Source organism: Ancylobacter sp. IITR112, assembly GCF_041415945.1.
Taxonomy (GTDB): Bacteria; Pseudomonadota; Alphaproteobacteria; order Rhizobiales; family Xanthobacteraceae; genus Ancylobacter.
Map to the genome: position 1 here is coordinate 2,091,763 of NZ_JBGCUS010000001.1, position 15,487 is coordinate 2,107,249.

Here is a 15,487-nt window from a genome sequence, read left to right on the forward strand (position 1 = left end):
TTGTTGAAAGCACGCGCGGCGCGCCTATGCGCTGGTGTCGCCGCTCTGTCGATGATGGGCCAGGTGGGCGCGCTCGATGCCGCGCGCGCCGATACCGTGACCGTCACCACCCAGGATGCCTTCACCGCCGCAGTCGACAGCGCGATCAACAGCGGCCAGCCCGACACCATCATCGCCAACAGCCAGGGAGAAGGCGGCAACGGCGGCCCGTTCGTGGCCGGCGCGGACTGGATCCTTCCGAACCCGAACTATCTGCTCTCCATCACCTTCGACACCACGCCTTTCAAGATCGGCACCGCCGCCGGCGACGCGACGCTGACACTGCGGAGCGGCGCGTCGATCAACATCGACACGACGAGCGGGTCCAGCGACGGCCGCATCGAGATCGGCGACGGCGGCACGGGCACGCTCAACATCGACGGCGGCACGCTGCAGGTGAACCTGGCGGACAGCAGCACCGCGCCGACAACGTCCGTCGGCCGCATCTGGGTCGGCGGTGGCTCTTCCAACACAACCGGTGGCACCGGCTTCCTCAACATCACCAGCGGCGAACTTCTCTACACCGCCAGTGAGGGCAGCCTGAACTATGGCGGGCTCGCCGTCGGCCGCGGCGGCGGGGTGACGGGGACGGTGAACCAGTCCGGCGGCACGGTGCGTTTCAACAGCGCCGGCAGCCTCGACCTCGGCACCCAGGGCGGAACCGGCACCTATAATCTTACGGGCAATGCGGTCTTCAGTGCCTCGCAGGGGGGCATGACCGCCTATATCGGCTCGCGCACCTCCGGCGCCGCGGGCAGCGGCACGGCCTCCATCGGCACGCTGGTCGTTGCCGACAACGCCCAGTTCTCGATCACCACCGGCAACTTCACCGGCGGCCAGCTTTATGTCGGCGATTCCAAGGGCGTCGGCACCATCACGCAGGATGGTGCGGGTTCGCAGGTCACGCTGTCGCTGCAAAATCCGATCCGCTTCGGCAGCGATCTCAGCAATTATGGCACCGGCGGCACCGGCACCTACAATCTTTCCGCCGGCACGCTGAATGTCGGCAATGTCGGCGGCTCGGCCCAGATCATCTTTGGCGCCTCCGCCGGCGGTACCGGCACGTTCAATATCTCCGGCGGGTCGGCGAATATCGCCACCACCCTCGTGCTCGCCAGCGTTGCGGGGTCGACCGGCACGGTCAACATGACCGGCGGCACGCTGACCCTGTCGGGTTCCAGCTATCTCAGCTTCGGCTCGGGCACCGGCACGTTCAATCTCGACGGCGGCACGCTGGTCGTCGGCGGCACCAACGGCATACGCGGTGCGGGCACGTTCAATTTCGGCAGCGGCACGCTGCGCGTCAGTTCCGCGCTGACGACGTCGAACGCGATGGTGCTGAAATCCGGCGCGGCAGCGACGATCGACACCAATGGCAGCACGGCCGCGCTCTCGGGCATTGTGTCGGGCGACGGCGCGCTCGCCAAGACCGGCGACGGCACCCTCACCCTTTCCGGCACCAACACCTATACGGGCGGCACGACGATCTCCGGCGGCACGCTCTCGGTCAGCGCCGACAATAATTTGGGAGATGCTTCGGGCGGGCTTACCCTCGACGACGGCACGCTGGCGACGACGGCGGACGTCACCTCCGCCCGTACCGTCACCCTCACCGGCGCCGGCACGTTCAGTTCCAGCGCCTCCACCACGCTGATCCTCTCGGGCACGATCTCCGGCGATGGCGGGCTGACCAAGGCCGGCGACGGCACGCTGAGCCTTACCGGCGCCAACAGCTATACCGGCGCCACCACCGTCTCCGCCGGCACGCTGGCGCTGAGCGGCGGCGCGTCGCTGTCCGATACGGCCAGCCTCACCATCGAGGACGGCGCCAGCGTCTCGCTCGGCGATGACGAGACCATCGGCTCGCTGGCCGGCGCCGGCAGCCTCGACCTTGGCAGCTACATCCTCACCTCCGGCGGCGACGATACCGATTCCACCTTCTCCGGCGACATCTCCGGCACGGGCGGCCTGACCAAGACCGGCAGCGGCACGTTGAGCCTTTCCGGCACCAACAGCTATACCGGCGCCACCACCGTCTCTGCCGGCACGCTGGCGCTGAGCGGCGGCGCGTCGCTCTCCGATACGGCCAGCCTCACCATCGACGCCGGCGCGACCGTCTTGCTGGCGGCGAATGAGACGGTGGGCTCGCTGGCCGGCGCGGGCACTCTCTCCCTCGGCACCAGCACGCTGACCGCCGGCGGCGACAATACCGATTCCACCTTCTCCGGCGACATCTCCGGCACGGGCGGCCTGACCAAGACCGGCACCGGCACGCTGACCCTCGCAGGCAATAGCGGCAGCGCGACCGGCGTGCTGACCATCGCCGCCGGCACGGTCGAGGTGACGGCCTTCACGGCGACATCCGTCTTGGTTCAGAGCGGCGGCACCCTCAAGGGCACCGGCTCCATCGGCACGCTTTCAAACTCCGTTGTGGTGTCGAGCGGCGGCACGCTTCAGGGCACGCAGGGCGCGGGCCTCGATATCCTGCGCAATCTGACGCTGGAATCGGGCACCCAGGTCAATGTCACGCTGGGCGATGTCGCCGTCGGCGGCGTGTTCTCGGTGGGCAACCAGCTGACACTGGACGGCACGCTGAATGTGACCGAGGCGGCCGGCTTCGGCACTGGCGTCTACAACATATTCACCTACAAGGGCCTGTTGATCGACAACGGTATGGAGGTGTCGGCGCTGAGCGATGGGCTCTCCGGCACCATCCAGACCTCCGTGCCGCAGAAGGTCAACCTCGTCGTCGACGGGGTGGATGCGACGATCCGGTTCTGGAACGGCAGCACCACCGAGTCGACGGACACGGTGGAGGGCGGCGCGGGCACCTGGACGGCGGGCGGCACGACCAACTGGACCAACGGCCTCGGCAACATCGCGCTGGCCTGGAACAGCGGCTTCGCCGTGTTCCAGGGCACGGCCGGAACGGTGACGGTGGACAATAGCGATGGCGCGGTCAGCGCCATTGGCCTGCAGTTCGTCACCTCGAACTATGTGGTGACGGGCGGCGCACTGACTCTGACCGGCTCCACCCCGGCGAAGATCCGCGTCGGCGACGGCACGGCGACCGGCGCGACGACAGTGGCGACCATCGCCAGCGAACTCGCCGGCTCGGCCGGGCTGGAGAAGACCGATTACGGCACGCTGATCCTGTCCGGGACGAACAGCTATACCGGCGGCACGACGTTCACCGCCGGCACGCTGCAGATCAGCGCCGATGCCAATCTCGGCGATGGCTCCGGCGGCCTCACCTTCAATGGCGGCACGCTGGCCACCACGGCGAGTTTCACCAGCGCCCGCACCGTGGCGCTCGCCAGCACCGGCACGGTGAACACGGCCGACGCGACCACGCTCACCCTCTCCGGCGTGATTTCCGGCGACGGCACGCTCACCAAGTCCGGCACCGGCACGCTGATCCTTTCCGGCGCCAACACCTTTACCGGGACGATGTCGGTTGCCGCCGGCTCGCTCGAGCTGAGCGGCGGCGCCGCGCTTGCCGACAGCGCCCGCCTTGCCATCGAGACCGGCGCGACCGCGTCGCTCGACGCCGACGAGACGCTGGGTTCGCTCACCGGCACCGGCACGCTGGCCCTCGGCAGCCACGCCCTCACTCTGGGCGGCACCGACGAGAGCTTCACCTTTGGCGGCGCCCTCTCCGGCACCGGCAGCGTGACCAAGACCGGCACCGGCACGTTCACCCTTGCCGGCACGAGCGGCGGCACCGGCCCGCTGAACGTCACCGCCGGCGCGCTCAACCTCACCGGCAGCTTCGCTGGCGGCGCGGTGGTGAGCAGCGGGGCGACCCTCCAGGGCACCGGCACGCTGGGCGGCACCGCGCAGGTGCAGAATGGCGGCACGCTTTCCGGCGTGCAGGGCGACAGCTTCACCCTTGGCGGGCTGGTACTCTCTTCCGGCTCCACGGTCGATATAACGCTCGGTACCAGTGCCGGGGTGTTCGATGTCGCCGGCGACGTGACGCTCGACGGCACGCTGGATGTGACGCAGGCGGCGGGTTTCGGCACCGGCCTCTACACCATCATCAGCTATTCCGGCAGCCTGACGAATAACGGCATCGAACTGGTGCCGCTCACCGGCGGCTATGTCGGCGAGGTGCAGACCTCGGCGCCGGGGCAGGTCAACCTGCTCGTCGACGGCACGGTTTCCACCATCCAGTTCTGGAACGGCAACACCACCTCCGCGTCGGGCACGGTGGCGGGCGGCAGCGGCACCTGGACAGCGGGCAACACCACCAACTGGACCAACAGCACCGGCACCACCGCCCAGGCGTGGAATGGCGGTTTCGCGCTGTTCGAAGGCGCGGCCGGGACGGTGACGATCGACACCGGCGCCGGGGCGATCAGCCCGACCGGCATGCAGTTCGTCACCTCGGGCTATGAGGTGACGGGCGGCGCCCTCACCCTCGCCGGCAGTACGCCGGTGAAGATCCGCGTCGGCTCGGGCGCGGCGAGCGACGCGACGCTTGTGACGACGATTTCCAGCGCCATCGTCGGCACCGGCGGGCTGGAAAAGACCGATTACGGCACGCTGATCCTCACCGGGACCAACAGCTATAGCGGCGGCACCACGCTCTCGACCGGCACGCTGCAGGTCAGCGCCGACGCCAATCTGGGCGATGCGGCGGGCGTGCTGATCCTCAATGGCGGCACGCTGGAGACCACGACCAGCTTCACCTCGGCGCGCAATGTGACGCTCGCCAGCACCGGCGCGCTGGACCCGGCCGCCGGCACCACTCTCACCCTCTCCGGCGTGATCTCCGGCACCGGCGCGCTCACCAAGACCGGCACCGGCACGCTGGTCCTGACCGGCGCCAATACCTATACCGGCGTCACCACCATCGCTGGCGGCATCCTGCAGATCGGCAATGGGGGCACGGCGGGCTCGCTCACCGGCAATATCGTCAACGACGCGACGCTCATCTTCGACCGCTCCGACAGCCTCACCTATGCCGGGGCGATCACCGGCACGGGCAGCCTGGTCAAGACCGGCACCGGCACGCTGATTCTGAGCGGCAGCAGCGATTTCTCCGGCGGCACGACGATTTCGGCCGGGCGGCTGGAGATCGGCGACGGCATCAGCGGCTCCCTCACCGGCACTATCGTCAACAACGCCCAGCTGGCGGTGAACGTCACCGGCACCACCACCTTCGCGGGCGATATTTCCGGCACCGGCAGCTTCGAGAAGACGGGCAGTGGCGATTACATCCTGACCGGAACGAACACGTTCACGGGCGTCACGACGGTTACCGAGGGTCGGCTGATCATCGGCGATGGCGTCAGCGGTAGTCTGACAGGAGATGCCGTCGTCGCCGCCAACATGACGCTGAATTTCGACCGCGATGACGACTTCACCTATGCCGGCAACATCACCGGCCGCGGAGAGGTGGGCAAGCTCGGCAGCGGCACGATGATCCTGACCGGCACTTCTTTTGCCGGGGCGCTCGCGATCCGCGAAGGCACGGTGCAGATCGGCGACGGCGGCACGACCGGGGATGCCGGCTGGATCCGCCTCGCCTACGGCACCAAGGTGGTGTTCAACCGCTCCGATACCTTTACGTTCACCGGTCCCATCGGGACATTGGGCACGCTTCCGACCGAACCGTCTGTGATCCAGAACGGCACCGGCACGCTCATTCTCGCCTATCCCGGCAACAACGATTACGGCGGCGGCACTGGACTTTATGCCGGCACGATCCAGGTCTCCCGAGACACGCTTCTCGGTAATCTGAGCGGCGGGCTGTTCTTCAATGGCGGACGACTGGCGACCACGGCCAGTTTTTCCACCGCCCGCGCGCTCACCTTCACCGGCACCGGCACGCTCGCCCCGAACAGCGGCACGACGCTGACCGCCACCGGCAACAGCTCGGGCGCCGGCAAATTGGTGATGGGCGGCGCCGGCACGCTGATCCTGACCGGGACCAACGCGCATACGGGCGGCACGGAAGTGGCTTCCGGCACGCTGCAGGTGGCGAGCGACAGCAATCTCGGCGCGGCGACGGGTGTTCTCACCCTCTCCGGCGGCACGCTGGCGACGACGGCGAGCTTCGCGGCCACCCGCGACGTGGCACTCACGGGCGCGAGCACGCTCAACACCGCCACCTCGACCACGCTCACCCTTTCCGGCGCGATTTCCGGCAGCGGCACGCTCACCAAGACGGGCGCCGGCACGCTCGCCCTCTCGGGCAGCAACAGCTCGACCGCCGCGACCACGGTCTCCGCCGGCACGCTTGCCGTGAGCGGGGGCAATGCGCTGTCGGATACCGCCCTTCTCACCATCGCCAGCGGAGCGAGCGTCACGCTCGACGCGGACGAGGCGATCGGCTCCCTCGCCGGCGGCGGCACCTTCGCGCTGGGCAGCGCGAGCCTGACGGTGGGCGGCGACAACAGCAGCACCACCTTCTCCGGCGTCATCTCCGGCTCCGGCGGCCTGACCAAGACCGGCACCGGCACGCTCACTCTGTCGGGCGCCAACAGCTATAGCGGCAGCACGACGGTATCGGCCGGCACGCTGGTGCTGACCGGGAGCGTCGGCACGGTGCAGGTGGCCGACGGGGCCACCCTGGCGGGCGTTCAGGCGGCCGGCACCACCATGACCGGGCTCACGCTTTCCGAAACCAGCACGCTCAACGTGACGCTGGGCACGCCCGCCGCCGGCGTGGTGTTCACCGTCAATGGCGACGTGACGCTGGACGGCACGCTGAATGTGACCGAGGCGGCCGGTTTCGGCACCGGCGTCTACACCTTCATCAGCTACACCGGCAGCCTTACCAATAACGGCATGGATGTGACGCCGCTCGGCGGCACGCTCACCGGCACGCTGCAGACCACGGTGCCGGGCAAGGTCAACCTCATCGTCGACGGCTCGGACCCGACGATCCAGTACTGGAACGGCACCACCACCTCCGCCACCGGGGAGGTGGTCGGCGGCGACGGCACCTGGACGGCCGACAGCGACGAGACCAACTGGACCAACGGCCTCGGCACCATCGCCCGAAGCTGGGACGGCAAGTTCGCGATTTTCGCCGGCACCGCCGGCACGGTGACGGTCGACACCAGCGCCGGCGCGGTGAACACCACCGGCATGCAGTTCGTCACCTCCGGCTATGTGGTGTCGGGCGGAACCATCACGCTCGCTGACAGCGGGCCGACCGCGATCCGCGTCGGCACCGGCGTGGAGGCGGGCGCCAGCACGGTCGCGACCATTTCCAGCACCATCGCCGGCAGCGGCGGGCTGGAAAAGACCGATTACGGCACGCTGATCCTCTCCGGGACCAACATTTATACCGGCGGCACCACGGTCTCGACGGGCACGCTGTCGGTCGGCGCCGACGCCAATCTCGGCGACGCGGCCGGCGGCCTCATCCTTGCCGGCGGCACGCTGGCGACGACGGCGACGTTCAGTTCCGCCCGTGCGGTCAGCTTCAGCGGCGCGTCTGCGATTGCCCCGGCCACCGGCACCACGCTCACTTTGTCCAGCGCGATTTCCGGCACCGGCACGCTCACCTCATCCGGCGCGGGCACGCTCACCCTCTCCGGCGTGGTCTCCGGCGCCGGCGCGCTGGCGCAGACCGGCACCGGCACGCTGATCCTTTCCGGCACCAACACCTATAGCGGCGGCACGACGATCTCCGCTGGCACGCTGCAGGTCGCCGCCGACGCCAATCTCGGCGCAGCAGGCGCGCTCACCTTCACCGGCGGCACGCTGGCGACGACGGCGACCTTCTCTTCCAGCCGCGCGATCACGCTGACCGGCAATGGCAGCATTGCCCCGGCCAGCAGCACCACGCTCACCCTCTCCGGTGTCGTTTCCGGCACCGGCAGCCTTACCAAAACCGGCGCCGGCACGCTGGTGCTGTCCGGCAGCAACACCTATTCCGGCGGCACATCCGTGACCGGCGGCACGCTGCAGATTTCGTCCAACGCCAATCTTGGCAATACGGCGAGTAGTCTCACCCTCTCAAACGCCACGCTGACAGGGACCGGCACCTTCACGGTGGCCCGGTCCGTCACGCTCATCGGCGCGAACACCATCAGCGCCATTTCCGGCGAAGTCACCCTCAGCGGCACGATCTCCGGCACGGGAGGACTGAACGCCAGCGCCCCCGGGCGCCTGGTTCTCACAGGCACCAACACCTATACGGGCGGAACCACCGCAAGCTGGGGCGCATTGCGGATTTCCTCCGATGCCAATCTGGGCGATGTCTCCGGCGGTATCACCTTGGCCGGCGGTAGCCTGGAAGTGTGGGGCACCTTCAGTTCCGCGCGCGCGGTCGCGTTGACCAGCAACTCAACGATCAACACGAATACGGGCGTCACGCTCACCCTCACCGGCGTGGTCTCCGGCAGCAGCCAGCTCACCAAGCGTGGAAACGGAACGCTCGTCCTCACCGGTGCCAACACCCTGTCCGGCACCATCAACGTATCGGAAGGAACGCTGCAGGTCGGCGACGCTGCCAATTTCGGCACCAGCAGCCTCCTGGTCCTCTCAACCGGCACACTTGCGACGACGGGAACCATCAGCACCAGCCGTCAGGTGGCGCTGAACACCCATGGCACGTTCGATGTTGCCGGCGGGACCACCCTCACGCTGTCCGGGCAGATCTGGAACGGCGGCACGCTGATCAAGACCGGGACCGGCACGCTGGTGCTGACGGGGGCGAGCAACACCTATTACGGCGGCACGACGATTTCGGCCGGCACGGTTCAGGTCTCGGCCGACAGAAATCTCGGCGAGGGAGGCGTGCTCATCACCTTCAATGGCGGCACGCTGGCCACCACGGCCACCTTCAGCTCTTCCCGCGCGATCACACTTGCCGGCACCGGCACGATCAACACGGCCGCCAGCACCACGCTGACGCTGGCCGGGGTGATTTCCAGCACCGGCGCGCTGGTGAAGGAGGGCAGCGGCACGCTGGTGCTCTCGGGCACCAGCACCTACACCGGCGGCACCCAGTTGAACGCCGGCACGCTCCAGGTCGCTACCGACTCGAATCTCGGCGGCACGGGCGGGCTCACTTTCAATGGCGGCACGCTGAAGACCACCGGCAGTTTCACCGCCGCCCGCAACCTGACCCTGACCGCCAACGGTACGATCACCCCCGACAGCGGCACAACGCTGACCGTGACCGGCGACAGCTCCGGCGCCGGGCAACTGATCATGAACGGCGCCGGCACGCTGGTGCTCTCCGGCACCAATGCGCACACCGGCGGCACGTCGGTGTCCACGGGCACGCTGCAGGTGGCGTCCGATGCCAATATCGGCGCGGCGTCCGGCGTGCTCACCCTCAACGCCGCCACGCTGGCGACGACGGGGACGTTCGCCGCCACACGCGATGTGACGCTAGCCGGCAACGGCACGTTCAACACCGCCGACTCGACGACGCTGAGCCTCTCCGGCGTCATCTCCGGCTCCGCCGCCCTCATCAAGACCGGCAGCGGCACGCTCGCCCTTTCCGGCACCAACACTTTCACCGACGGCACCACGGTGTCGGCCGGCACGCTGGCGCTGAGCGGCGGCGCCTCGCTGTCCGATAGCGCCCTGCTCTCCATTGCCGCGGACGCCAGCGTCACGCTCGGCGATGACGAGACCGTCGGCTCGCTGGCCGGCGCCGGCAGCCTTTCGCTCGGCAGCAACACGCTCACCACCGGCGGAGACGCCAGCAGCAGCACCTTCTCCGGCGTCATCTCCGGCTCCGGCGGCCTGACCAAGACCGGCGCCGGCACGTTCACCCTCTCGGGCGCGAACAGCTACACGGGCGCCACGACGGTCTCCGCCGGCACGCTGACGCTGACCGGCAGCGTCGGCGGCACGGTGCAGGTGGCCAATGGCGCCACGCTCGCGGGCGTGCAGGGTGCCGGCACGACCATGACCGGGCTGACGCTCTCCTCGTCCAGCACGCTCGACGTGACGCTCGGCGCCCTCGCGGCCGGCGGGGTGTTCACCGTCAATGGCGATGTGACGCTGGACGGCACGCTGAACGTGACGCAGGCGGCGGGCTTCGGCACCGGCGTCTATACCTTCATCAGCTATACCGGCGACCTCACCGACAACGGCATCGTTCTGACATCGCTCGGCGGCACGCTCACCGGCACGGTGCAGACCTCGGTGCCGGGCTAGGTGAATCTCGTCGTCGACGGCACCGACCCGACCATCCAGTACTGGAACGGCTCCACCACCGACGCCACCGGGCAGGTCGTCGGTGGCGATGGCACCTGGACGGCGAGCAGCGGCAGCACCAACTGGACCAACGGCCTCGGCTCGGAAGCCTCGGCCTGGAACGGCAACTACGCCATCTTCGCCGGCACCGCCGGCGCGGTGACGGTCGACACCACCGACGGCGCGGTGAACACCACCGGCATGCAGTTCGTCACCTCGGGCTATGTGGTGTCGGGCGGGACGATCACCCTCACCGGAACCGCGCCGACCCCGATCCGCGTCGGCACGGGCGTCGTGTCGGGCGCCGGCACCGAGGCGACCATCAGCAGCGTGCTGGCGGGATCGGCCGGGCTGGAGAAGACCGATTACGGCACGCTGACGCTGAGCGGCGCCAACACCTATACCGGCGGCACGCTCATCTCCGCCGGCACGCTCTCCGTCAGTGCCGACAATAATCTCGGCGGCACCGGCGACCTGACCTTCAACGGCGGCACGCTGGCGGTGACAGACACCTTCTCCACCGCCCGCAACGTGGCGCTCACCGGCAGCGCCACGATTTCGGCCGCTGCCGACAAGACGCTGACTCTCTCCGGCGTGATCTCCGGTTCCGGCTCGCTCACCAAGACCGGCGACGGCACGCTGGTGCTCTCCGCCTCCAACACCTACACCGGCGCCACCCTTGTCTCCGGCGGCACGCTGTCGATCAGCAGCAGCGCCGGTATCGCCAACACCAGCGGGCTGACCCTGAGCGGGGCGACGCTGGCGGTGACGGCGGGGCTGTCCAGCGACCGTGTGATCACGCTGGAGGGCAGCAGCACCGTCAGCACCGCCACCGGCACGACGTCCACCCTTTCCGGCGTCATTTCCGGCACCGGCAGCCTCACCAAGACCGGCGCCGGTACCCTGACGCTGACGGGCGCGAATACCTATTCCGGCGCCACGACGGTGTCGGCGGGAACGCTGCGGATCGGCTCGTCGGCGAACGGCAGCATCCAGAGCGCCACCATCAGCGTCGCCAGCGGCGCGATACTCCAGTTCAACCGCACCGGGACGCTGACCTATGAGGGCGTGATCTCCGGCGCAGGCAGCCTGACCAAATCCGCCTCCGGTACGATCATCCTGACCGGCGAGAACACTTATACCGGCGGCACGACGATCTCGACCGGCCGGCTGCAGATCGGCAATGGCGGCACCACCGGCAGTATCACCGGCAACGTCATCGTGGTTGACACGTTGGTGTTCAACCGCAGCGACAGCGTCATTTTTGCCGGCGCGATCTCCAGCAGCGGGAAGCTCACCCAATCCGGCACCGGAACGCTGATCCTCACCGGCACAAACACCTACACCGGTGCCACGACCGTCTCCTTCGGCACGCTGCAGATCGGCAATGGCGGCGAGACCGGCAGCATCACAAGCAACTCGGTTGCCGTCTCCAGCGGCGCGACCCTCGCCTTCAACCGCAGCAATGACCTCACCTATTCCGGCGTCGTCTCCGGTGCCGGCACGCTGCTCAAGAATGGCGACGGGACGCTCACCCTGTCAGGCACCAACACCTATACCGGCGGCACCACGATCGCCGCCGGCACGTTGCAGGTCGCGGCCGACAACAATCTCGGCGGAACGGGCACGCTCACCTTCACCGGCGGCACGCTGGCGACGACGGCGACCTTCTCGTCCACCCGCGCCGTCACGCTCACCGGCACCGGCACGCTCTCGCCCGCGACCGGCACGACGCTGACGCTCTCCGGCGTGGTCTCCGGCGCCGGCTCGCTCAGCAAGTCGGGCGGGGGCACGCTGGTGCTCAGCGGCACCAATACCTATAGCGGCGGCACCACCATTTCCGGCGGCGTGCTGCAGATCGCCACCGCGAACAATCTCGGCACCGGCGCCCTCACCATCGGCACCGGCACGCTGGCCACCTCCGCCACCCTGACCTATGGCAAAACCGTACTACTGTCCGGCAGCGCCTCGCTCAATGCCTTCTCCGGCACGACGCTCACTATGTCCGGGGTCGTCTCCGGCACCGGCTCGCTCAACATGTCGGGCGCGGGAACGCTGGTCCTCGCCGGCACCAACACCTATTCCGGCGGCACCATCCTCTCCGGCGGCGGCACCCTGCAGATCTCCAGCGACGCCAATCTGGGCAACGCCACCGGCGGCGTCACCCTCGATGGCGGCACGCTGGCCATCACCGCGAATGTCACCTCCGCCCGCACGATCGCCGTGGTCGGCACCAGCACCCTCAATGCCGGTGCCGGCCTCACCCTGACCCTCACCGGCACCCTGTCCGGCACCGGCGCCTATTCCAAGACCGGCGCGGGCACGCTCATCCTGGCCGGCGCCGACACCCATAGCGGCGGCACCACGGTTTCCGCCGGCACGCTGCAGGTGGGCGATGGCGGCACGTCCGGCAGCCTGGTCGGCGAGGTCACCCTTTCCAGCGGCACCTCTCTGGTCTTCAACCGCAGCGACGCCGCTACATTCGGCGGCGAGATCGGCGGCTCCGGCGCGCTCACCAAGGCGGGCAGCGGCACGCTGACGCTGAGCGGCACCAGCACCTATACCGGCGACACCACCATCGCCGCCGGCACGCTCTCGATCAGCGCCGACGAAAATCTCGGCGATGCGTCGGGGGCGATCATCTTCACCGGCGGCACGCTCGCCACGACGCAGAGCTTCACCTCGGGCCGCCGTGCCGACTTCACCGCCGACGGCGTCTTCGCCGTGGCGGACGAGACGACGCTCACCCTCACCGGCCCCCTCGAAGGCGATGGCGCGCTCGTGGTGGCGGGCGCCGGCACGCTGGTGCTCACCAGCGAGAACACCTATCGGGGCGGCACCGAGCTGAACGCCGGCACGCTCTCGGTCAGCGACAACCTCAATCTCGGCGAGGAGTCGGGTGGGCTGACCTTCAATGGCGGCACGCTCAAGACCACCGCGAGCTTCGAGACCGGCCGCGCCGTCACCCTCACCGGCGCCGGCACATTCAGCACCGATGCGGACACGACTCTCACCTTGTCGGGCGAAATTTCCGGCGAAGGCGGCCTGACCAAAACCGGCAGCGGCACGCTCATCCTGTCGGGCACCAACACCTATACCGGCGGCACCACCATCTCCTCCGGTACGCTGTCGATCAGCGACGACGGCAAACTCGGCGCCACGACCGGCGGGCTGACCATGAAGGGCGGCACGCTGGCGGTCACAGAGAACGTCACCTCGAACCGTGCCGTGACGATGGCGTCCTCCGGCGGCTTCTCTGTCGCCAGCGACAAGACGCTGACGCTGAACGGTACCATCTCCGGCACCGGCTACATCACGAAGGTCGGCGCTGGCACGCTGGTTCTTACCGGCGACAACGACTACAGCGGCGGCACCCGGATTTTCAGCGGCACGCTGGAGATCGCCTCCGACGGTAATCTCGGTGCGGAGAGCGGCGCGCTGGGCCTGTACACCGGCGCCACCTTGTCGACCACGGCGGACATCACCTCCACGCGGAATGTGTTGCTGTTCGGCGCGGCCACCATCAGCACCGCCACCGGCACCACGCTGACCCTGTCCGGCACCGTCTCCGCCGGCGCGCTGACCAAGGCCGGCGCCGGCACGCTGGTCCTGACCGGAACCAACACCTATACCGGCGGCACCACGATCAACGCCGGCACGCTGTCCATCAGCGGCGACGACAATCTCGGCGGTACCAGCGGCGGGCTCACCCTCGCGGGCGGCACGCTGCAGACGACGGACAGCTTCACCTCCGCCCGCACGGTGGCCCTCAACGGCGCCGGCACATTCAGCACCGACGCCGACACCACGCTCACCCTCTCCGGGGTCATCGCCAATGTCACGGATGAGGTCGGCACGCTGGTGAAGGCCGGCACCGGCACGTTGACGCTGAGCGGCAGCAACACCTATAGCGGCGGCACGACCATCGCTGCCGGAACGCTGTCGATCAGCAGCGACGCCAATCTCGGCGACACGGACGGTGGCCTCACCTTCACCGGCGGCACGCTGCAGACCACGGCCACCTTCTCCTCGGCCCGCGCCGTCACCCTCACCGGCTCCGGCACCGTCAGCACCGATGCCGACACCACTCTGACCCTGTCGGGCACCATCTCCGGCATCGGCGGCCTGACCAAGACCGGCGCCGGCACGCTGGTGCTGACCGGCAGCAACAGCTACACCGGCGACGAAAATGTCAGCGGCGACACCACCATCGCCGCCGGTACGCTCTCGATCAGCGCCGACGAGAATCTCGGCCAGGAGTCGGGGGCGATCATCTTCACCGGCGGCACGCTGGCCACGACGCAGAGCTTCAGCTCGGGCCGCCGTGCCGACTTCACCGCCGACGGCGTCTTCGCTGTGGCGACCGGGACGACGCTCACCCTCACCGGCCCCCTCGAAGGCGAGGGCGCGCTCGTGGTGGCGGGCGCCGGCACGCTGGTTCTCACCAGCGAGAACACCTATCGGGGCGGCACCGAGCTGAACGCCGGCACGCTCTCGGTCAGCGACGACCTCAATCTCGGCGAGGAGTCGGGTGGGCTGACCTTCGATGGCGGCACGCTGCAAGCCACGGCGAGCTTCGAGACCGGCCGCTCCGTGCTGCTCACCGGCGCCGGCACATTCAGCACCGATGCGGACAAGACCCTCACTTTGTCCGGCACCATCTCCGGCGAGGGCGGCCTGACCAAGGCCGGCGCCGGCACGCTGGTGCTGTCGGGCAGCAACGAATATGAGGGCGGCACCACCATCGCCGCCGGCACGCTGTCCGTCGCCGCCGACGCCAATCTCGGCGCCAGCTCCGGCGCGCTCACCTTCGAGGGCGGCACGCTCGCCACCTCCGCCTCCTTCTCCTCGAACCGCGCGGTCGTCTTCAGCGGCAACGGCACCTTCCAGGTGGCCAGCGACACCACGCTGACGCTGGCCGGCGCCCTCTCCGGCAGCGGTGTCCTCACCAAGACGGGTGCGGGCACCCTCATTCTCACCGGCGCCAATACCGCGCATGACGGCGGCGCCACCATCTCCGCCGGCACGCTGCAGATCGGCGACGGCGGCACCTCGGGCGCGCTCCTGGGCGATATCAGCAATCAGGGCGCCCTCGTCTTCAACCGCTCCGACGACATCACCTTCATCTATGCCGTCAGCGGCTCGGGCTCGCTGACCCAGGCCGGCACCGGCACGCTGACCCTCTCCGGCGACCGAAGCTACCGCGGCGGCACGACCATCTCCGCCGGCACGCTACAGGTCAGCGCCGACGATAATATGGGCAATGACCAGG

2 protein-coding genes (1 of these 2 cut by a window edge) are annotated in these 15,487 nt (G+C 68.8%); both read left to right on the top strand.

What is annotated here, in order from left to right; all coding sequences use genetic code 11:
- Window positions 1–10,176: an autotransporter-associated beta strand repeat-containing protein gene (locus AAC979_RS10180; protein WP_371346714.1), complete on the top strand. Its 10,176-nt coding sequence runs from the start codon at window positions 1–3 to the stop codon at window positions 10,174–10,176.
- Window positions 10,177–15,487: the start of an autotransporter-associated beta strand repeat-containing protein gene (locus AAC979_RS10185; RefSeq protein WP_371346715.1), read on the top strand. 12,839 nt of this gene lie beyond the right edge of the window; 5,311 of the gene's 18,150 nt are visible here — the first part of the coding sequence; its start codon is at window positions 10,177–10,179; its stop codon lies off the right edge, out of view.